Origin of the sequence: Streptomyces aurantiacus, assembly GCF_001418335.1 — a bacterium.
Taxonomy (GTDB): Bacteria; Actinomycetota; Actinomycetes; order Streptomycetales; family Streptomycetaceae; genus Streptomyces; species Streptomyces aurantiacus.
Window position 1 is genome coordinate 52526 of sequence record NZ_LIPP01000004.1, and the last position, 21650, is coordinate 74175.

At 70.8% G+C, this 21650-nt stretch carries 15 protein-coding genes; 4 read left to right on the top strand and 11 right to left on the bottom strand.

What is annotated here, in order from left to right; all coding sequences use genetic code 11:
- Positions 1–194: 194 nt before the first annotated feature.
- From AOK01_RS00630 to AOK01_RS00645, 4 genes are all read right to left on the bottom strand, one after another.
- Positions 195–2015 (bottom strand): serine/threonine-protein kinase, encoded by a 1821-nt coding sequence (locus AOK01_RS00630; protein WP_055507184.1) that lies wholly within the window; start codon positions 2013–2015, stop codon positions 195–197.
- Positions 2016–2280: 265 nt separating this feature from the next.
- The gene (locus AOK01_RS00635) at positions 2281–5109 is read right to left on the bottom strand and encodes a protein kinase domain-containing protein (RefSeq protein WP_245702005.1); all 2829 of its coding nucleotides are present in this window, start codon (positions 5107–5109) and stop codon (positions 2281–2283) included.
- A gap of 154 nt (positions 5110–5263) precedes the next feature.
- Positions 5264–7534, bottom strand: coding sequence for a serine/threonine-protein kinase (locus AOK01_RS00640; RefSeq protein WP_055507188.1), 2271 nt, complete (start codon positions 7532–7534; stop codon positions 5264–5266).
- Positions 7535–7753: 219 nt separating this feature from the next.
- Positions 7754–9460, bottom strand: coding sequence for a glycerol-3-phosphate dehydrogenase/oxidase (locus tag AOK01_RS00645; protein ID WP_055507190.1), 1707 nt, complete (start codon positions 9458–9460; stop codon positions 7754–7756).
- A gap of 272 nt (positions 9461–9732) precedes the next feature.
- On the opposite strand from AOK01_RS00645, the gene AOK01_RS00650 reads away from it, so the two are divergent.
- Positions 9733–10938, top strand: a complete 1206-nt coding sequence (locus AOK01_RS00650) for a nucleotide sugar dehydrogenase (protein ID WP_055507192.1) — start codon at positions 9733–9735, stop codon at positions 10936–10938.
- A gap of 444 nt (positions 10939–11382) precedes the next feature.
- Here the strand turns inward: AOK01_RS00650 and AOK01_RS00655 are convergent, their stop codons facing one another.
- The 4 genes from AOK01_RS00655 to AOK01_RS00670 all read right to left on the bottom strand — a co-directional run bounded on the left by AOK01_RS00655 (position 11383) and on the right by AOK01_RS00670 (position 15857).
- Positions 11383–12507 (bottom strand): GuaB3 family IMP dehydrogenase-related protein, encoded by a 1125-nt coding sequence (locus AOK01_RS00655; protein WP_055507194.1) that lies wholly within the window; start codon positions 12505–12507, stop codon positions 11383–11385.
- 103 nt (positions 12508–12610) lie between these two features.
- A complete protein-coding gene (gene guaB, locus AOK01_RS00660; RefSeq protein ID WP_055507196.1) occupies positions 12611–14116 on the bottom strand; it encodes an IMP dehydrogenase in 1506 nt (501 codons plus the stop codon).
- A gap of 204 nt (positions 14117–14320) precedes the next feature.
- Positions 14321–14908 (bottom strand): sigma-70 family RNA polymerase sigma factor, encoded by a 588-nt coding sequence (locus AOK01_RS00665; RefSeq protein WP_055507198.1) that lies wholly within the window; start codon positions 14906–14908, stop codon positions 14321–14323.
- A 337-nt stretch (positions 14909–15245) separates the two neighbouring features.
- Complete coding sequence (locus AOK01_RS00670; protein ID WP_003948568.1) at positions 15246–15857, bottom strand: response regulator transcription factor; 612 nt, start codon at positions 15855–15857, stop codon at positions 15246–15248.
- Between the two features lie 380 nt (positions 15858–16237).
- Between AOK01_RS00670 and AOK01_RS00675 the strand changes: the two genes are divergently transcribed.
- Entirely contained in the window at positions 16238–16564 is a 327-nt protein-coding gene (locus AOK01_RS00675) for a WhiB family transcriptional regulator (protein ID WP_055507200.1), read from the top strand.
- 57 nt (positions 16565–16621) lie between these two features.
- On the opposite strand, the gene AOK01_RS00680 is transcribed toward AOK01_RS00675, so the two are convergent.
- Positions 16622–17527 carry a LysR family transcriptional regulator gene (locus AOK01_RS00680; protein WP_055507202.1) on the bottom strand — a complete coding sequence of 302 codons (906 nt, stop codon included), beginning with the start codon at positions 17525–17527 and terminating at the stop codon, positions 16622–16624.
- A 97-nt stretch (positions 17528–17624) separates the two neighbouring features.
- Here AOK01_RS00680 and AOK01_RS00685 point away from each other — a divergent pair, with 97 nt between their 5' ends.
- Both AOK01_RS00685 and AOK01_RS00690 read left to right on the top strand, forming a co-directional pair.
- Positions 17625–18302, top strand: coding sequence for an MOSC domain-containing protein (locus AOK01_RS00685; RefSeq protein WP_055507204.1), 678 nt, complete (start codon positions 17625–17627; stop codon positions 18300–18302).
- A 74-nt stretch (positions 18303–18376) separates the two neighbouring features.
- Positions 18377–19150 carry an SDR family NAD(P)-dependent oxidoreductase gene (locus AOK01_RS00690; protein WP_055507206.1) on the top strand — a complete coding sequence of 258 codons (774 nt, stop codon included), beginning with the start codon at positions 18377–18379 and terminating at the stop codon, positions 19148–19150.
- A 178-nt stretch (positions 19151–19328) separates the two neighbouring features.
- On the opposite strand, the gene groL is transcribed toward AOK01_RS00690, so the two are convergent.
- The gene (groL, locus tag AOK01_RS00695; RefSeq protein ID WP_055507208.1) at positions 19329–20954 is read right to left on the bottom strand and encodes a chaperonin GroEL; all 1626 of its coding nucleotides are present in this window, start codon (positions 20952–20954) and stop codon (positions 19329–19331) included.
- Between the two features lie 116 nt (positions 20955–21070).
- Positions 21071–21379 carry a co-chaperone GroES gene (gene groES / locus AOK01_RS00700; protein ID WP_055507210.1) on the bottom strand — a complete coding sequence of 103 codons (309 nt, stop codon included), beginning with the start codon at positions 21377–21379 and terminating at the stop codon, positions 21071–21073.
- Positions 21380–21650: the final 271 nt, after the last annotated feature.

The window sequence follows — 21650 nt, forward strand, 5'->3', positions numbered from 1 at the left end:
ACAGGCCTGGCCGACAAGTGCCGTACAGAGCCGCGCCCCGTAAGGAGGAGCGACCCCTAGCCTCTAGGGGGCGCGGGGAACTGCGCGCCCAGCCACAACGCACCGGCAGCGGACACGACACGGCGCCCCCGTCAGGCACGACGAGGCACGGCAGGCACGACGAGGCACCACGGACATGGTGGGGGCCGGCGTCACTACGAAGCCGGCGGCCGCCACCCACGCAAAATCGTGTCGAACCGCTCCCGCGCCGTGTCCCAGTCCGCCGCGGGCGAGGACATGTAGATCACGTACTCGACACCGTCACGGCCGAGATACGCCTGTTCGATGGCGCGGCGCGGGCCGGGGAACTCCGTGTCCTTGGACAGCGCGGTCCAGGTGAAGTCCCACAGCGCCCCCGGGCGGTCGCGGAAGGTGTTGGACTCCATGCTGACCTGCTGGTAGTCGACCAACCGCACCGAGACCTGCTGTTCCAGGTCCTCCAGGTGCCGGGACGGTTCGTCAAAGTCCGGCGAGTCGTCGACGGCGATGCGTACGAAGTGCTCGCCGTCGTCGGGCGTGTAGTCGACCTGGGTGCCTTCGACCTGCCGCTCCCAGCCCTTGGGCAGCACGAGGCTGAAGCCCTGGACATCGTCGACGCGCTCCCAGCCGTCGGGCACGTCACCGGTCCCGGCCCCGTCGGTCTGCTTCCCGTCGCCGTCGCCGTCCTCGGCCGAGGAGGACGGGTTCGAGGGAGACGGGTCCGAGGACGACGACGTGTCGGTGTCCCGCCATTCGTCCGAGAGCAGCATCGCCGCGACGCCACCGCCGCCGACGAGCGCGGCCGCCAGCACGACCGCGGCGACGGTGCGGAACCTGCGGCGGCCGGGCCGGGCGACCACCGCCGGCTGGTTCGCGGTGGCGACGGCCGGGTCGGGAACGGGCCGGCCGTGGCCGCCGTAGGTGTCGTGACCGACCGGCCTGCCATAAGGGTCCTGCGCGTACTGGTTGCCCTGGGAACCGGAAGCCCCGTACGGCGACCCCTGGGCGGCGACGTGGGTGGCGTCCTGGGAGCCGGGGGCGACGGCCTGCGCCGACCCGTACGTGCCCTGGGACCCCGACGACCCGTACGCGCTGCCCTGGGACCCCGAGTCATACGTTTCCGGGGGTGCCTGTGTTCCAGCCACATGTTGCGTCGGCACATAGGCCTGCGCCGAGTTCGGTGTGCGCCCCTCCGCGGCCTCGGCGAGCATCTGCTCGGCCTCGTCAGGACCTGGCCGCTCGGCGGGGTCCTTGCGCAGCAGGGCGGTGATGACGGACGTGAGCGCGCCCGCCTTCTGCGGGGTCTCGGGCTCCTCGGCGACCACGGCCTGCATGGTGGTCAGGGGTGTCGTCCGGCGGAACGGGGACAGTCCCTCGACCGCCGTGTAGAGCGTCGCGCCGAGTGCCCACAGGTCGGAGGAGGGACCGGGATCCTCGCCGCGAATGCGCTCGGGCGCCAGATAGTCGACCGATCCGACGATCTCGCCGGTACGCGTGATCGTCGTGTCCCCCTCGACCTGCGCGATCCCGAAGTCGGTGAGCAGCACCCGCCCGTCCTGGGAGAGCAGTACGTTGCCGGGCTTGACGTCGCGGTGCAGTACGCCGGCGGAGTGCGCGGCCCGCAGCGCACGCAGGACCCACAGCCCGACCCGAGCCGCCTCCCTGGGCTCGATACTGCCCGACTCCTTGACGGCGTCGGCCAGCGAGCCGCCCTCGACCAGCTCCATCACGATCCACGGCCGGCCGTCGTGCTCCAGCACGTCGTGCACGGTGACGACGGCCGAGTGGTTGATGCGCGCCGCCGCCCGTGCCTCGGCCCGGGTACGGGCGAGGAGGACGCCCCGCTCGCCTTCGGACACGTACAGTGCGGCCGTCAGCTCCTTGATGGCGACGGTGCGGTGCAGCACCTCGTCGTGTGCGCGCCACACCCGGCCCATACCGCCACTGCCGATGGATTCGGCGAGCCGGTAGCGCCCCGCCAGAAGCAGGCCCTGCATCTGATTCACGTTTCCCCGCAATGCTCTTGACAGGGTCAGACTAAGGACCGACACCCGCCCAGGGAACCGGCGGGGTACCACGGAGACAGCACTGTGACGGTTGCCTCGTCCGTGAACGAGCCGCCGCCGACCGATGACCAGGCACGGAGCACAAAACCGGGGTCACCACCCCGCCGGGAAACTGACCGAACCGATGTCACGGCCGCACAAAGGCCGCGACCGCGCAGTGTCATGACGCCACATCAACGGGTGATCTGGTACGTCATCAACCGGTGATCTGGTACGTCGACGACGCCTGCTCGTACAGCCGCGTCACTTCGTCGCGCTCGGCCTCCGGACCGCGCAACTGCACCACGTGGTACCGCCCGTCGGCGATGATCACGAGGTTCCGTACGTAGACCTCGCGCCCCGTGGAGTCCTGCCACGTGAACTGCCCCTCGGCCATGGCCCGTCCGCCCACGTCGATGCGCCGCATCCCGCTGGACGTCGCCCACGTCGAGTCGCGGAACGGCTGCAGCTCACGCTCGTCCTCGCGCTGGTAGGCCATCGGGTCGCTGCCGAACTCCTCGGTCGTGTCGCGCCCGGGAACGACCAGCAGCTCGAAGTCGCCGTGCGAGTAGACGACTTGGCCGCGGCCGTTCTTGCCGGTCCGCTCCCAGCCGTTGGCGACCGCGACACGGAACCCTTCGGAGTCCTTGCGCAGGGTGAAGCCCTGCGGAAGCTCGGGTCCTGTGGTCTGGGTCGTGGAACCGGACGAGCGCGTCGGGCTGCTGTCCTTGCCCGGCGTCTTGTCGTCCTTCGGATCGGCGCCCGCGTTCCCGTCCGGTCCCGCGCCGGTGTCCCCGGAGTGTCCGGGGGTGGGGCTGACGACGTCCCCCGCGGAACCGGTGCGCTCGTCACCGGAGCCGGTCCTGGGCATGAACGCCATGGCGTACGCGACGGCCGCGGCCATGACGAGCAGGATCAGCAGAAGCAGGGTGCGGCCGAGCCGGCGGGGCCTGGTCTCCTTGCCGCGCTTGCCCCGCTTGTGACGGCCGTGGGGGCTGGTGGCGGGCAGCCCGGCACGGCGTCTGCGCACGAGCTCGCCCCGACGGCGTACGACAGGCAGCCGGGCGGGGTCCACGGGCGGCGCCGCGACGACGTACGTACCCGCCTCCGGCTCGGGCGCCGACCGCACCAGAGAACGCAGCCAGCCCCGCAGCTCCTCGAAGTCCAGCCGCTCGGTGGGGTCCTGGCGCAGCAGCGACTCCACGACCGGCCTGAGCGGACCGCACTCCTCCGCGAACGCGGGCGGCTCGGCGCACACCAGCTGCACCAACTCGGCGGTGCTCTCCTCCGGATAGGGCGCATGGCCCTGAACGGCGCGGAAGAGCAGCGCGCCCAACGCCCACAGGTCGGTCGCGGGGCCGATGGGCGCGGCCAGCTGCCAGTTCTCGTGCACGGGCCCGGCCTGCTCGGGCGCCCAGCGCTCGGTGACGGGTCCCACGACGGCCATCCGCGCCTGCCGGGCCCGCTCCGCCGCCAGCGCGGTGGCCGGGCCGCGCCGGGCGGGGTCGGCGAGGGCACGGTCGACGGAGGAGCGCTCGGCGGATGTCTGGCCGGCAGCGGCACGGTCGGTGGACGCGAGCCCGGTAGAGGCAAGCTCGGTAGAGGCGAGTTCGGCGGAGACATGGCCGGCGGACGGTTCGTATCCGGCGCCGTGCTCGACGGCCTCCGTGGCCCAGCCACCGGTCGCGTCGCCGTTACCACTGGTGCGCCCGTCCGGCAGCGCGGGAGGGCGGCCCGCCCCAGGGTTTCCCACCGGGTTCCCCATCGGGCTTCCCACCGCGGGGGCACTGCCGCGGGGCGCCGCGCCGTGCCAGGCACCCGGCATCCCGCCCACCCCGTACGGGTCGGCGATCTGCCCCGGCGGCGCCGTATGCTCCACCCCTTGCCCGGCGCCGGGCCCGGAGACCGGCCCCGAGATCTGATCCGGGACGTGCCCCGGGACCTGATTCACGATCTGATGCGGGATCTGACCGGCCTCGGTGTCGCTCCCGGCGGACAGGGACCGCGGAGCGGGCAACGCCGTGTTCCGGCCGCCGCCCCGCTGCTCCTCCTGGACCCGGGCCGCCGCCCGCGCGCCCGCGCGATAGGCCGCGATGGCTCCGGCCCGCGCGGCCCGTACGTCCCCGCCCGCGTCCAGCGCCCGCTGCGCCATGTCCGAGGCCTGCGCCTGCGCCTGCGTGACGGGCAACGTGCTGCCGCCCCCGCGCACGGCCTCGACCGCGGCACGGCCACCCTCCGGCCCACGCGCTCCCGGCACCGCCTGTCCACCGGACCGCCCGGAGACACCGACGGCACCCGAGGCACCGGACTGACCGAGCTGCGCGGGCTCGCCACCGTGCCGACCGCCGGCCGCCGTACCTGTCGTACCCACCGAGCCCGCCCCTGCCGGACCGCCCGCCGTTCCGGGCCCGCCCGTTCCGGCTTCGCCTTCGGGGGCCGGTACCGGGTCGTACCCGCAGAGCGCCTCCTCCGCGGCTCCGGAGGCGAGGCCCGTGAGCATCACCCGTCCGTCGTCGCAGACGAGCACCGTGCGGGCGGTGATGTTCCGGTGCACCCATCCGTGCGCGTGCAGCACCCGCAGCGCGGTCAGCACGTCGGAGGCCACCTCGGCGGCCCGGTACGGGCTCAGCGGTCCCTCGGCGAGCAGCGCCGCGAGCTGCCGCGAGGGCACCAACTCGCTCACCACCCACAGCGACCCGCCCTCGGCGAACACGTCGAAGACCTGGTCGAGCCGGGGATGGTCAGGTATCTGCGCGGCGGCCTGGGCGGCCTCGATGGCCCGTCGCACGGCGGGCTCGGCGGGCTGCCGCGTGGTCCGCGCGGACGGTCGGCGCACACCGGCGTCCCGCGCCACGAACCCGTCGGGCAGCCCGTCCGTGTCGAGCACCTCCGCCTCGACGACCTCGGGCAACGGCACCTGACGGACCAGTACTTCCTGCCCGCTGTACGTGTCGAAGGCCCGGGTCTCGGCGAACTCGTACTCGTCCGTCGGCGGGAGCGGCAGGCGGTAACGGTCGGCGAGTACCCGTCCCGCATAGTCCTCCACGATGCCTCCCCCGGCCGCCCGGTTGGTCAATTCCGTTCGCCACGCGTCCCGTTGTGGGCTCGGTTGTGGCTGCATACGGTCCGCAACCACTCACGATACGTGCCGGAAGCAACCCACAATGAGGAGATTCGAGATCTCAGTTGTCTCCTGCCCCTCAGGACTTCGGTTCGAACGACGTCGTCAGCGTCCGCCACGTGTCTTTACGAAGCTCGGTGTCCCATTTCGAGGCCTTCGCGGTATACATGATCCCGTATCCGAGAGTGTCGTCGACGACGAACCCACGGTCTATGGACCGGTATTCGGTACCGCTCTCCGCGTAGGTGAATTCCCAGTCGGCCGTGTTCCAGTCGCGGTAGTCCACCTTCTCTATTCGGACCCGCTGATACTGCGACCGCTGCATGTACTTCTCTTGGTTCTTCCAGTCGGCCACCGGGTCGTCCTTGGGCGTCGTGGTCCAGCCGACCAGCAGCTTCTGCCCGTCGGGGCCGGAGAACCGGGAACCGGCCGCACTCGTCGACTGGTATTTCCAGCCCTTGGGCAGACCGATCGAGAAACCCTGTCCGTCCTTGTGCGTCGACTCGACCCCGCTGCCCGAACCGCTGTTGGAGCCGCCGCCCGAGCCGCCCGAGCCGCTCGACTCGCCGGAAGCGCTCGCGGTGGGCGAGGTCTCCTTCGACGCGCCTCCGCCGGCGGAGTCCGCCTTCTCGCCCTTCTCGTCGTCGTCCGATTTCGTGCCGCTGTTCTCGTCCTGCTTGGTGTCGCTTCCCGCGTTCGCCCCGCTGGAAGTCGACTTGTCGGCGCCGCTCTTGTTGTCCTTGGAGCCCGAGTCGTCATCGCCACCCAGCGTGACGGCGAGGATCGTGCCCAGCACGGCCAGCACCACCACGACGGCGATGACGATCAGCGTCTGCCGGGACACCACATCGGTGAGGGGCGCCCTGGGCGTGGTGGTCCGCGGATACGCACCGCCGCCGGAACCGCCTGAACCACCGCCCGTCGCACTGGAGTTCAGCACGGAAGTGGCAGCGTCCCGGTTTTCCGCGGAAGCAGGCGCATCGGCCCCCGCGGCGGTACCTGCGGCTGCGGTCGCGGCTGCGGAGCCGGACTTGGCACCGCGAGCGGTTCCAGAACCAGGACCGGAGCCGGAACCGGAACCGGCATCAGAACCCGTGCCGGAACCCGAGCCCGCGCCCGAGCCGGAAGGCGACCCGGTGACCGCGGGGGCGTCCGGCGCCGAAACAGCGGCCGAGGCCGCGGCCGTCTTCCCGCCCGAGGCCTTCGCCGGCCGGTCCGCGGCCACACCGGTACCGGCTGCCGCGGCAGCCCCGGCCGCCGCGGCGCCCTTGCCCTTCCGCACGGAACGCAGCGCCCCACGCAGCCGGTCTGCCGAACCCGGCCCAGACCCCGAACCCGACCCCGGATCCTCGCTCTTCCTGCCGCCGCCCGGACTCCCCTTCCTGGAAAGGCCCTTGGAAGGACTCTTGGAAGGGCTCTTGGCCGGGCTCTCCGAAGGGACGTCCGGCAACGGCACGACCTTCGTCGCGTCCGCCGGCTCCGGCTCGTCCTTGGGCTCGGGTGCGTGGATCACCTCGGTGAGCATCGCCCGGGCCCCGGCGTCGTCGAGCCGCTGCTCGGGGTCCTTGACGAGGAGGCCGTAGATGACGTTCTCCAGCGGACCCGCGTTCTTCGGCTGCTCCACGGGCTCGGTCATCACCGCGGTGAGCGTCGCGATCGCGGAGCCCTTGTCGTACGGCGGCACGCCTTCCACCGACGCGTACAGCAGGCCGCCGAGCGACCACAGGTCGGCCGCGGGACCCGGCTTGTGTCCGCGCGCCCGCTCCGGCGAGATGTACGAGGGCGCGCCGACCAGCATGCCGGTCGAGGTGATGGACGGGTCGCCCTCGACCTGGGCGATGCCGAAGTCCGTGAGCACGACCCGGCCGTCCTCGGAGATCAGCACGTTCGACGGCTTCACGTCGCGGTGCAGGATGCCCTCGCGGTGCGCCGAACGCAGCACGTCGAGAATGGCGAGCGCCACCTCGGCCGCGCGCTTCGGCGTGAGCAGCCCGTCCTCACGGATCACCTCGGCGAGGGACTTGCCCTCGATGAGCTCCATCACGATCCACGGCCGGTTGTCCTCGTCGACCACGTCGTAGACCGTGACCGCGCCGTTGTTCCGGATCCGCGCGATCGCCTTGGCCTCGCGGAAGGTCCGGGTGATCAGCCGTCGCTTCTCGTCCTCGTCGATGCGCGACGGCAGCCGCAGTTCCTTCACGGCGACCGTGCGGCCCAGCGTCTCGTCCTGGGCCCGCCACACGGTGCCCATGCCGCCGCGGCCCAGGACCCCTCCCAGCCGGTACCGCCCGGCGAGGAGACGTCCACTCTCGTCCTGACGGGATGCTCCCGCCTGCTCCGCCTCCGACATGCGTCCCCTCATGCAACCCGCCCTGACAGAGCCTCCATTGTCCCCCACCCGGCCACCGTCCGGTGCCCCGGGTGCCCCTCGCGGAGGCCGTACTTCCCTTGGCCGCCCCCTTATCCGGCCCCCACCTGCCACTCGTTCCCCGGGGAAGCCCGCGAAGTCCTCGCTTCCCGCAACGGAACGCTCGACAACGGCCCCCTCCACAACGGCACGCTGTCCGGTCTACAACGGCACGATGTCCGGCGCCCCCAACCGGGCCGCGTCAGCCGTCAGATCGTCCGGCTGGCGCTGCGACTCCCGCTCCGCCTCCACCCGCTTGCAGTAGTGCTCGACCTCGCGCTCGATCTGGTCCTCGTCCCAGCCCAGCACCGGCGCCATCAACTCGGCGGCCTCCCGCGCGCTGCGCGTGCCCCGGTCGAAGGTCTCGATCGAGATGCGCGTCCGCCGCGTCAGCACGTCGTCCAGGTGGCGCGCCCCTTCGTGCGAGGCCGCGTAGACGATCTCGGCGCGCAGATAGTCCTCGGCCGCGGGCAGCGGATCGCCCAGCGAGGCGTCCGCGGCGATGAGGTCGAGCAGTTCCTCGGCGAGTGCCCCGTACCGGTTCAGCAGGTGCTCCACGCGCACCACGTGCAGGCCGGTCCGCGCGGCGATCCGTGCTCGCGCGTTCCACAGGGCCCGGTAGCCTTCGGCGCCGATCAGCGGGATGTCCTCGGTGACGCACTCGGCGACCCGCTGGTCGAGGCCGTGCACCGCCTCGTCCACCGCGTCCTTGGCCATCACCCGGTACGTCGTGTACTTGCCGCCCGCCACGACCACGAGCCCCGGCACCGGATGCGCCACGGTGTGCTCGCGCGACAGCTTGCTCGTGGCGTCCGACTCCCCGGCGAGCAGTGGCCGCAGCCCCGCGTACACGCCCTGTACGTCGTCACGCGTCAACGGCACGGAGAGCACCGAGTTCACATGCTCCAGCAGGTAGTCGATGTCGGCGCTGGACGCCGCCGGGTGCGCCTTGTCGAGGTCCCACTCGGTGTCCGTCGTCCCGACGATCCAGTGCCGGCCCCAGGGGATCACGAACAGCACGGACTTCTCGGTGCGCAGGATCAGCCCGGTCGTCGAGGTGATCCGGTCCTTCGGTACGACCAGATGGATTCCCTTGGAGGCCCGGACGTGGAACTGGCCCCTCTCCCCGACCATCGCCTGGGTGTCGTCCGTCCACACCCCGGTGGCGTTGACGACCTGCTTGGCGCGGACCTCGTACTCCCCGCCCCCTTCGACGTCCTGCACCTTGGCGCCGACGACCCGTTCGCCCTCGCGCAGGAATCCGGTCACCCGCGCGCGGTTGGCGACCTTCGCCCCGTACGCCGCCGACGTGCGCACCAGGGTCGCCACATAGCGGGCGTCGTCCATCTGCGCGTCGTAGTACTGCAGCGCCCCGACCAGGGCGTCCTTCTTGAGGGCGGGCGCGACGCGCAGCGCGTGACGCCGCGAGAGATGGCGGTGCATCGGCAGTCCGCGCCCGTGGCCGCGCGCCATCGACATCGCGTCGTAGAGCGCGACGCCCGAACCGGCGTACAGCCTCTCCCATCCCTTGTGCTGCAGGGGATACAGGAACGCGACGGGCTTCACGAGGTGGGGCGCGAGCCGCTCAAGGAGGAGCCCGCGCTCCTTCAACGCCTCCCGTACGAGCGCGAAGTCGAGCATCTCCAGATAGCGCAGGCCGCCGTGGATCAGCTTGCTCGACCGGCTCGACGTACCCGACGCCCAGTCACGCGCCTCGACGAGCCCGGTGGACAGGCCGCGGGTCACGGCGTCCAACGCGGTGCCCGCGCCGACCACGCCCGCTCCCACGACCAGCACATCCAGCTCGCGCTCGGCCATCGCCGCGAGTGACTCGGCGCGCTCCGCCGGTCCCAGTGTCGCTGTCCGCACAGTTGCCTCCCGCTGTCCGTCGCGCCGGGCTCACCCGTACGGCGAGGCCCGGCTCACATCCCCCATGCCCAAATACTGACGGCGTTGCCCGCCATCGGCCACCAGCGGCGGTCCACCTGTGGATATCTCTCGGCGACTTGCGGAGAAACGCAACCAAACAATCCCGCATATCGGTCATATTTACTCCTAGTCTGACATTGCGCTCGCCCGTTCTGTCCACAGGGCTTGCGCGTTCGTCCCACTCCGGCTACAGGGAAGGACGGCCCACCGCCATGCCCGCAGATCTCGCCGTCATCGGCCTCGGCCAGCTCGGCCTGCCCCTGGCCCAGGCCGCCGCCACCACCGGCATCGCCACCCTCGGTTACGAGTGCGGCGACCCCGCGCCGCTGGCCGCGGCCGACCTGCGCCGGATGCTCTCCACCGGGTTCCGGCCGGCCACCGACCCGACCGAACTCGGCCGCGTACGCACCGCCGTCATCTGCGCCCCGACCCCGCGCGGCGCGGACGGAACGCTCGACCTGGGGCAGGTGGCCGCCGCCGCCCGCACCCTGGCCGCGCATCTGCGCCCGCACACCACGGTGATCCTGGAGTCCCCCGTGTACCCGGGGACCACGGAGGAATACCTCCGGCCGCTCCTCGAAGAGGGCTCCGGACTCCGGGCGGGCCGCGACTTCCACCTCGCGTACTCGCCCAGCCGGGTCGACCCGGGCAACCGCGACCACGGCCCCGCCAACACCCCGAAGGTCATCGGCGGCCTCACCCCGGCCTGCACCGAGTCGGCCGCCGCGTTCTACGGCCGCCTCACCGACAAGGTCGTACGCGCGCGTGGACCACGGGAGGCGGAGACCGTGCAGCTCCTGGAGACCAACTACCGGCACGTCAACATCGCCCTGGTCAACGAGATGGCCGTCCTCTGCCACGACCTGGGCGTCGATCTGTGGGACGTCATCCGCTGCGCCGAGACCAAGCCGTTCGGCTTCCAGGCCTTCCGCCCCGGCCCCGGTGTCGGCGGCCACGCCGTCCCACGGGACCTCGCGGGCCCCGGGACCCGCTCCCTGCGCATGGTCGAACTGGCCCAGCAGGTCAACGACCACATGCCCCGGTACGTCATCCAGCGCGCGGCCACGCTCCTCAACGAACACGGCAAGTCGGCCCGCGGCGCGCGCGTGCTGCTCCTCGGCGTCACCTACAAGGCCGACCACGCCGACCAACAGGGCTCACCCGCCCACGAGATCGCGGCCCGCCTGCTGGAACTGGGCGCCGCCGTCAGCTACCACGACCCGCACGCCCCGTCCTGGAGCGTCGCCGGCCGCCCGGTCCCCCGCGTGGACTCCCTCTACGAGGCGGCGGCGGACGCGGACCTGACGATCCTGCTCCAGCAACACCGCACGTACGACCTCCAGGGCCTGTCGGTGAAGGCCCAGCTCCTCCTGGACACACGGGGGGCCACGCCCACGGGGGCGGCGCACAGGTTGTGAAGGGGGGCGCGTGCGGCGACCGGGCCTCCGGCACCGGTGGCGCCCGGACCGGCTCCACGGCTAGCGTAGGAACAGGTGGAGCCCACCGCAGGTGGCACTGCGGCAGGCTCCTGAAAAGTGAACGGAGTGTCCACCCCTACTTGTGATGGGGGTGGCCGCTCACTTTCCGTACATCCGCAAAATCCACCTCCTCCGGCACTTCACCATCCGCAGACGGATTCGGTCCCAGCGGGTGGGCTTGCGGTGGCGGCCCATGGGCGCCCCCTTCCACGACGCCGCCCGCGGCCGTCAAGCACCCATTTGCCCTGAACGCAACCGTGCGCCCCCTGCCGCAACACGCGCCCCACCAGGACAACTTGGGCACGCGAAGGGGCCCGGTCACTCACCTGTGTGAGTGACCGGGCCCCTTCGCGGCTGTCCGCTCAAGCCGAGCGCGGCGGCACGTCAGCGCTTGTGCTGCGAGTCCGCCACCGTGACCTCGACCCGCTGGAACTCCTTCAGTTCGCTGTAGCCGGTCGTGGCCATCGCGCGGCGCAGGGCGCCGAAGAAGTTCATGGAGCCGTCCGGCGTGTGCGAGGGGCCCAGGAGGACCTCCTCGATGGTGCCGACGGTGCCGAGGTCGACCTTCTTGCCCCGCGGCAGCTCTTCGTTGACGGCCTCCATGCCCCAGTGGTGGCCCCGTCCCGGCGCGTCCGTCGCGCGCGCGAGCGGGGAGCCCATCATCACCGCGTCGGCACCGCAGGCGACGGCCTTGGGCAGGTCGCCGGACCAGCCGACACCGCCGTCCGCGATCACGTGCACGTACCGGCCGCCCGACTCGTCCATGTAGTCACGGCGCGCGGCGGCCACGTCGGCGACCGCGGTCGCCATCGGGACCTGGATCCCCAGGACGTTGCGCGTGGTGTGCGCGGCACCGCCGCCGAAGCCCACCAGGACACCGGCCGCACCCGTACGCATCAGATGCAGGGCCGCCGTGTACGTGGCACAGCCGCCGACGATGACCGGGACGTCCAGCTCGTAGATGAACTGCTTCAGGTTCAGCGGCTCGGAGGCGCCGGAGACGTGCTCCGCCGAGACCGTCGTACCGCGGATGACGAAGATGTCGACACCGGCGTCCACGACGGCCTTGGAGAACTGGGCGGTGCGCTGCGGGGAGAGCGCCGCCGCGGTGACCACGCCCGAGTCGCGCACCTCCTTGATGCGCAGCCCGATCAGGTCCTCCTGGATGGGAGCCGCGTAGATCTCCTGGAGGCGGCGGGTCGCGGTCCCGGCGTCCAGCTCCACGATCTCGTCGAGGAGCGACTGCGGGTCCTCGTGCCGCGTCCACAGGCCTTCGAGGTTGAGGACGCCAAGACCGCCCAGCTCACCGATGCGGATGGCGGTCGCCGGGGAGACGACCGAATCCATGGGAGCCGCCAGGAACGGCAGCTCGAAGCGGTAGGCGTCGATCTGCCAGGCGATCGAGACCTCCTTCGGGTCTCGCGTACGGCGGCTCGGGACGACGGCGATGTCGTCGAAGGCGTACGCCCGGCGGCCGCGCTTGCCGCGCCCGATCTCGATCTCAGTCACGTGTGTGGCCTTTCCCTCTTCGGTTCTGCGCGTTCCAGTATCCCCGACGCATACGGCGAGGGCGGTCCCGAAGTCTCCGAGACCGCCCTCGAACGTGTTGCTCCTACTGGCCGCGGCTGTAGTTCGGTGCCTCGACCGTCATCTGGATGTCGTGCGGGTGGCTCTCCTTGAGGCCCGCCGACGTGATCCGTACGAAGCGGCCCTTGGTCTCCATCTCGTCGATGGAGGCGGCGCCGACATAGCCCATGGTCTGGCGCAGACCGCCGACGAGCTGGTGCAGCACGTTGCCCAGCGGGCCGCGGTAGGGCACCTGGCCCTCGATGCCCTCGGGCACGAGCTTGTCGTCGGAGGCCACCTCGGCCTGGAAGTAGCGGTCCTTCGAGTACGACTTGCCCTGGCCGCGGGACTGCATGGCACCGAGGGAACCCATGCCGCGGTACGACTTGAACTGCTTGCCGTTGATGAAGAGCAGCTCGCCGGGCGACTCCTCGCAGCCGGCCAGGAGGCTGCCGAGCATCACCGTGTCGGCGCCGGCGGCCAGCGCCTTGCCGATGTCTCCGGAGTACTGCAGACCGCCGTCACCGATCACCGGGACACCCGCGGCGCGGGCCGCGAGGGCCGCCTCGTAGATGGCGGTGACCTGCGGGACGCCGATGCCGGCGACCACGCGCGTCGTACAGATCGAGCCGGGGCCCACACCCACCTTGACGCCGTCGACACCGGCGTCGATCAGCGCCTGGGCGCCGTCACGGGTGGCCACGTTGCCGCCGATCACGTCGACGCCCACGCTCGACTTGATCTTCGCCATCCAGTTGAGGGCGTTGCTGTTGTGACCGTGGGAGGTGTCGACGATCAGGAAGTCCGCGCCGGCCTCGGCGAGCGCCTGGGCCCGATCGAGGGCTTCGGGGCTGGCGCCGACGGCGGCACCCACGAGGAGGCGGCCCTCGGCGTCCTTCGCGGCGTTCGGGTACTTCTCGGCCTTGACGAAGTCCTTGACCGTGATGAGGCCCTTGAGGACGCCCGCGTCGTCGACCAGCGGAAGCTTCTCGATCTTGTGGCGGCGCAGCAGCCCCATGGCGTCGTTACCGGAGATGCCGACCTTGCCCGTGACCAGCGGCATCGGGGTCATGACCTCGCGCACCTGGCGGGTCCTGTCGGTCTCGAAGGCCATGTCGCGGTTGGTGACGATGCCGAGCAGCTTGCCGTTGCCGTCGGTGACGGGGACGCCGCTGATGCGGAACTTGGCGCACAGCGCGTCGGCCTCGCCCAGCGTCGCGTCCGGGTGCACCGTGATCGGGTCGGTGACCATGCCGGACTCGGAGCGCTTCACCAGGTCGACCTGGTTGACCTGGTCCTCGATGGAGAGGTTCCGGTGCAGTACGCCGACACCGCCCTGCCGGGCCATGGCGATCGCCATGCGGGACTCGGTGACCTTGTCCATCGCCGCGGAGAGCAGCGGGATGTTCACGCGCACGTTGCGGGAGATGCGGGACGAGGTGTCGACCGCGCCCGGCAGCACTTCCGATGCGCCCGGCAGCAACAGCACGTCGTCGTAGGTCAGCCCGAGCGTCGCGAATTTCTCGGGCACTCCGTCGACGTTTGCAGTCATGACACCTTCCCCAAATGGCCTTGATCGGTGCGGATGTCCATGCTAACGGGAAGCGTGGCTCTCTCATTCCACGGTCAGGGTCCTTCTGACGGGGGTGCCCCTGGGCTTCGTACGTTCGTACGGGCCTGGCGGCGGCCCCGTTCAACCGGCGCCACGCCCCTGGGGTCCACGGAACCGGACGCAAGGACGCGACAGGAGGCTCGCCTACTGCTCCGCCAGTGCCCGGAGCCGGCTGAGGGCCCGGTGCTGGGCCACGCGGACCGCGCCGGGTGACATTCCCAACATCTGTCCGGTCTCCTCGGCCGTGAGACCCACCGCGATCCTCAGCAGGAGCAGCTCCCGCTGGATCTGGGGGAGGTTGGCCATGAGTTTCTTCGCCCACGCGGCGTCACTGCTGAGGAGGGCGCGCTCCTCGGGGCCGAGCGAGTCGTCCGGCCGCTCGGGCATCTCGTCCGACGGCACCGCGGTCGAACCGGGATGACGCATCGCGGCCCGCTGCAGGTCCGCCACCTTGTGCCCGGCGATGGCGAAGACGAAGGCTTCGAAGGGGCGCCCGGTGTCCTTGTAGCGCGGCAGTGCGAGCAGCACCGCGACGCACACCTCCTGCGCCAGGTCCTCCACGAAGTGCCGCGCGTCACCGGGGAGCCGGGACAGACGCGTACGGCAGTAGCGGATGGCGAGCGGATGGACATGGGCGAGGAGGTCGTGCGTGGCCTGCTCGTCGCCCTCGACCGCACGATGGACGAGCGCACCAATCACCCCTTGGGGATTGGCCGCCTCGTCGTCACGCATCGGTCCATGGTGCCTTGGCGTCGTTCGATCCGTGGCACCGCGTCCGTAGTTGTGCACCGAAGCGTTATGAGCAGGTGCGCCGGAACTCATCTCCTGCGCCCTCCCCTCCCGCTCGACCGACTCGTTCCCGAGGAACTCCACACCTCAAGGATGCGGCATCCGCCGGGAAACGGGGATCGGGTGCCCGAACCGGCCCCCCTTCGACCCCTGCCGGGCCCGGCCCCACCTGCCCTCCGGCGGGCGGGGACACCCGTCCCACGGCGGGTTCACCTACCCGCGAAGACCGTCCGGACAAGCGTCCGGACAACCGTCCGTGACAACCCGTCCCGGCCAGGGGCTAGCGGACCAGACCCCAGCGGAACCCGAGCGCCACCGCGTGCGCGCGGTCCGAGGCGCCGAGTTTCTTGAAGAGCCGGCGCGCGTGCGTCTTGACCGTGTCCTCGGAGAGGAACAGCTCGCGGCCGATCTCCGCGTTCGACCGGCCGTGGCTCATGCCCTCCAGGACCTGGATCTCACGCGCGGTGAGCGTCGGCGCCGCGCCCATCTCGGCCGACCGGAGCCGGCGCGGGGCGAGCCGCCAGGTCGGGTCGGCGAGGGCCTGGGTGACGGTCGCGCGCAGCTCGGCGCGGGAGGCGTCCTTGTGGAGATAGCCGCGGGCACCGGCGGCGACCGCGAGTGCGACCCCGTCCAGGTCCTCGGCGACGGTGAGCATGATGATGCGTGCACCGGGGTCCGCGGACAGCAGCCGCCGGACCGTCTCCACGCCGCCCAGGCCGGGCATGCGTACGTCCATCAGAATCAGGTCCGAACGGTCGGCACCCCAGCGGCGGAGGACTTCCTCGCCGTTGGCCGCCGTGGTCACGCGCTCTACGCCGGGCACGGTCGCCACCGCGCGGCGGAGCGCCTCTCGGGCAAGCGGGGAGTCGTCGCAGACGAGGACGGATGTCATGGCCGTCCTCCGCAGCTGATGCGCGTCACCTTGAGCCTCCAGGCTGGTACGAAATCGTCACCTGTGCGGTCGACCGTCTCGGACGCTTGCCCGAGCGCTTGTTCTCTCAACCGCCTCGCACACTCAACGACGGTCACTCGAAAGAGTTACGGGGCCTTGAACCACCTTCGGCACTCTACGTGAGGGCGCGGACACGGCGCAGACACCCGCAACAGACCCGCAAGGTTTCATCACAAGCCATGCCCCATTTAGACGCTTTTCTTCCTATTTGCTGGTGTCTGGAGCTAGATTCGCAATGAGTCATATTTTCATCTCCTTAGATCACAGATGTACGGTAATGGGCACGTAACCGACCAAAACGGCTCCAAGGGGACAACGCAATGGCAGATTTCTCCCGCCTTCCCGGGCCGAACGCGGATCTGTGGGACTGGCAGCTCCTCGCGGCGTGCCGCGGGGTCGACAGCTCACTCTTCTTCCACCCCGAGGGAGAGCGCGGTGCGGCACGGAGCGCCCGTGAGAACTCGGCCAAAGAGGTCTGCATGAGGTGCCCGGTGCGAGCGGAGTGCGCAGCGCACGCCCTGGCGGTGCGCGAGCCGTACGGGGTGTGGGGCGGCCTGACCGAGGACGAGCGCGAGGAACTCATGGGACGGGCGCGCAACCGCCTGGTCTCGGCGTCGAGCGGGGGCAACCCGTCGCCCCACCACTGAAGGAACGTTTCTCCGAACAGCCCCGCCCGCACCAGCCACGCGCGCGTGGCGCGGCCCTCAGCGGGCAGCGGCCCTGGCCAGCTGGTCCAGCGTGGCCGCCACGGCGGGCACCTGAGCCAGATCCGGCAGCGTGAGCGCGACGATCTCCCGCCGCAACGCCGGCTCCACCGTCACCGTGCGTGCACCCTTGGGGCGTACGGACTCGATGGCGAGCTCCGGCAGGACCGCGACCCCGAGACCGGCTCCGACCAGACCGACCACCGCCGGATAGTCGTCGGTCGCGAAGTCGATACGCGGTGTGAAGCCCGCCCTCTCGCAAACCTCGACCAGCTGGCCCCGGCAGCGGGGGCAGCCGGCGATCCACGGCTCGTCGGCGAGATCGCCGATGGCGACCGCTCCCGCCCGGGCCAGCCGGTGCCCTTCGGGGACCAGGCCGACGAGCCGGTCCGTGAGCAGCGGGCGGATCACCAGGTCGGCCCACTCCTCCACGCCCTCCGAGCCCGCCGCGCCCTCGTACCGGAAGGCGAGCGTCACGTCGCAGTCGCCCTCGCGCAGCATCTCGACGGAGCGCGGCGGTTCGGCCTCCTCCAGCGAGACGCGCGTACCGGGGTGCGCGGCGCGCAGGGCGGCGAGCGCGGTCGGTACGAGCGTGGAGCTACCGCTGGGGAACGAGACCAGGCGCACCCGGCCCGCGCGCAGGCCCGCGATCGCGGCGACCTCCTCCTCCGCGGCGGTCAGCCCTGCGATGATGCCCGCGGCGTGCCGGACGAGGGCCTCGCCCGCCTGGGTCAGGCGCATCTCGCGGCCCGTGCGGATCAGGAGGGGGGTGCCGACGGAGGCTTCGAGTGCCTTCATCTGCTGGCTGACGGCGGGCTGGGTGCAGCCCAGTTCGCGCCCCGCCGCCGAGAAGGAGCCAGTGGCGGCGACGGCACGCAGGACGCGCAGATGGCGGGCCTCGATCATCCTTCGAGCATAAGCGAATCTTGGGTACGGCGACGAATATCGCATCGACGCTTTGGCCCCGTATCGCCTGGCGTCCCGTATCGCCTAGCGTGCCGTCATGAAGCTTCTCTCTTTGAATCTCGGCCGCCCCAAGGCCGTCGACTACACGGACCAGGCCGAGGGCGTGACCGGGATCGACAAGCGGCCGGTGGACGGGCCGGTGCGGGTGGCCGCGCCCGGCCCCAAGGGCGTCGGCGCGAGCGGTCTGACCGGGGACGCCGTGTGCGAGCTGCGGCACCACGGCGGCAACGACCAAGCGGTGTACGCCTTCGCGCGCGAGGACCTCGACGACTGGGAACGCGTGCTGGGGCGGCCCCTGGCCGGCGGCGTCTTCGGCGAGAACCTCACGACGGCGGGGATCGACGTGTCCGGGGCGAAGATCGGGGAGCGCTGGCGCGTCGGCCCCGAGGTCGTTCTCGAAGTGACGTCCGGGCGGATTCCCTGCCTCACCTTCCAGGGCCACATGGGTGAGAAGGGATGGGTCAGACGCTTCACGCAGAAGGGGGTCTCCGGCGCGTATCTGCGGGTGATCGAGCCCGGTGAGATACGGGCGGGCGATCCGATCGAGATCGTGCACCGGCCCGACCACGAGGTGACCGTCGCCTTCCAGTTCCGTGCGGTCACGCTCGAACGGGCCTTGCTGCCAAGGGTGTTGGCGGCGGGTGACGCCCTGCACCCGGCGGCGCGGGACACGGCGCGGGCGTATGTCGAGAAGTACGGCGGCAGCGAGGCGTGAACGGTACCGCCGGCAGCGCTCTTCCGGGTCGAGCGCGGCACGGGGAGCGGGCGCCGGTTCACTAACCTTGCGCCATGACAACGGCTCTGATTACGGGATCGACCTCGGGCATCGGTGCTGCCTTCGCGCGGCGGCTGGCCGCCGACGGGCACAACCTCGTGCTGGTGGCGCGTGACACCGCGCGGCTCGGTGAGCAGGCGACCGAACTGCACGACCGGCACGGCATCGAGGCGGAGGTGCTGACGGCGGATCTGGCGACGGACGAGGGCATCGAGGCGGTGGCCGCCCGCGTCTCGGACCGCAAGCACGCGGTCGATCTGCTCGTCAACAACGCCGGCTTCGGCAACAAGGGCCTCTATCTGGACGTACCGATGGCGGACGAGTTGCGGATGCTCAAGGTGCACTGCGAGGCGGTGCTCCGGCTGACGTCGGCGGCGGCCGAGTCGATGCGGGGGCGCGGGCGCGGCGGTGTCGTCAACGTGGCGTCGACGGCCGCGTTCCTGCCGCGCGGTACGTACGGGGCGTCGAAGGCGTGGGTCGTGCAGTTCACGCAGGGCGTGGCGCGGGACCTGGCAGGCAGCGGGGTCCGGCTGATGGTGCTGTGTCCCGGGTTCGTGCGGACCGAGTTCCATGAGCGGGCCGGGATGGGCACGGACGGCATTCCCGGCTGGATGTGGCTGGACGCCGACAAGGTGGTCACGGCCGCGCTGGCCGACCTGGCGCGGGGCAAGTCGTTGTCGATCCCGGACCCGCGCTACAAGGCCCTGATGGGCGTGGCGAAGGTGACCCCGCGGGGGCTGCTCGGCGGGGTCAGCTCGAAGGCGGGCCGCAGGTACGGACCGAAGTGAGCCCGAGCGAGTCAGGTGGTGCCGCACAGCACGAAAGCCCGGTACCCCGCCGAGACGGGGTACCGGGCTTTCGCCTGGCGCCTACCTGAACCTGCCGCGCCCCGTCAGGGGCGCGGGGAACTGCGCGACCAGCCCCCACCGAGCCCGCAGTCACATCACCGCGCGCTCAGCGGAGCGCCTAGTGCGAGTGGCCGTGGCCGCCGTGGCCCGCCTCGGCCTCTTCCTCGGCCGGCTTCTCGACGACCAGGGTCTCGGTCGTGAGGAGCAGGGAGGCGATGGACGCGGCGTTCTCCAGGGCGGAGCGGGTGACCTTGACCGGGTCGATGACGCCGGCCTTGACCAGGTCGCCGTACTCGCCGGTCGCGGCGTTGAAGCCCTGGCCCTTGTCGAGCTCGGCGACCTTGGAGGTGATGACGTAACCCTCCAGGCCGGCGTTCTCGGCGATCCAGCGCAGCGGCTCGACGGCGGCCTTGCGGACGACGGCGACACCGGTGGCCTCGTCGCCGGTCTTGCCGAGGTTGCCGTCGAGCACCTTCACGGCGTGGACGAGCGCGGAGCCACCACCGGAGACGATGCCCTCCTCGACCGCGGCGCGGGTCGCGGAGATGGCGTCCTCCAGGCGGTGCTTCTTCTCCTTCAGCTCCACCTCGGTGGCGGCGCCGACCTTGATCACGCACACGCCGCCGGCCAGCTTCGCGAGGCGCTCCTGGAGCTTCTCGCGGTCCCAGTCGGAGTCCGTGGACTCGATCTCGGCCTTGATCTGGTTGACCCGGCCGGTCACGTCGGCGCTGTTGCCGCCGCCGTCGACGAGCGTGGTGTCGTCCTTGGTGACGGTCACGCGACGGGCGGTGCCCAGCACCTCCAGGCCGACCTGGTCGAGCTTGAGGCCGACCTCCTCGGCGATGACCGTGGCGCCGGTGAGCGAGGCGATGTCACCGAGCATGGCCTTGCGGCGGTCGCCGAAGCCCGGGGCCTTGACGGCCACCGCGTTGAAGGTGCCGCGGATCTTGTTCACGACCAGGGTCGACAGGGCTTCGCCCTCGACGTCCTCGGCAATGATCAGCAGCGGCTTCGACGCGTTGGTCTGGATGACCTTCTCAAGGAGGGGCAGCAGGTCCTGGATCGAGGAGACCTTGCCCTGGTGGATCAGGATGTACGGGTCGTCGAGGACGGCCTCCATACGCTCCTGGTCGGACACCATGTACGGCGACAGGTAGCCCTTGTCGAAGGCCATGCCCTCGGTGAACTCCAGCTCAAGACCGAAGGTGTTGGACTCCTCGACGGTGATGACACCGTCCTTGCCGACCTTGTCCATCGCCTCGGCGATGAGCTCGCCGACCTGGCTGTCCTGGGCGGAGAGCCCGGCGACGGCGGCGATGTCGGACTTCTCTTCGATCGGGCGGGCGGTCGCGAGGAGCTCCTCGGAGACCGCGGCGACGGCGGCGTCGATGCCCTTCTTCAGGAGGGCGGGGGACGCGCCGGCGGCCACGTTCTTCAGGCCCTCGCGGACGAGCGCCTGGGCGAGCACGGTGGCGGTGGTCGTACCGTCACCCGCGATGTCGTTGGTCTTGGTCGCCACCTCCTTCACCAGCTGGGCGCCGAGGTTCTCGTACGGGTCGTCGAGCTCGACCTCGCGGGCGATCGTGACACCGTCGTTGGTGATGGTGGGTGCGCCGAACTTCTTGTCGATGACGACGTTGCGGCCCTTGGGGCCGATCGTCACCTTGACCGTGTCGGCAAGTTTGTTGACGCCGCGCTCAAGGGCACGACGGGCGTCTTCGTCGAACTTCAGGATCTTCGCCATGGAGCTGATTCAGTCCTCTCGGAAAAACGAACGGCGCCCCCAGCACCCGGCTTCTTAGTACTCGCGTTCAGTACTCGCTGGGGCCAGGGGCGCAGTTCAAAGCAAACCTGGGTGAATTACTTCTCGATGATCGCGAGCACGTCGCGAGCCGAGAGGACGAGGTACTCCTCGCCGTTGTACTTCACCTCGGTACCGCCGTACTTGCTGTAGAGCACGATGTCGCCGGTCTTCACGTCGAGCGGAAGACGCTCACCGTTCTCGAAGCGGCCCGGACCGACGGCCAGGACGACGCCCTCCTGGGGCTTCTCCTTCGCGGTGTCCGGAATGACCAGGCCAGAGGCGGTGGTCTGCTCGGCTTCGAGCGGCTGGACCACAATGCGGTCTTCGAGCGGCTTGATGGCAACCTTGGAGCTGGTGGTCGTCACTATCCGACCTCCCCCTTCGGAGATTACGGGGTTAACTGTCTGAGGTGGCGACCAGGTGGATCCGTCGTCGCGGGTGCCGGACCTGCCCGTCGCTATTGGCACTCTCCTGCGGTGAGTGCCAGACCTGAGACTATGACTGCGATTAGCACTCGGTCAAGCGGAGTGCCAGTTGCCTCCGGCGGTCAGGGGGGATTCGGCGGGTCGGAATCGGGGTGAACGGCCCCTGGGGGCTGCCGCCCCCAGACCCCCGCATCGGCCTGAACGGCCTCGT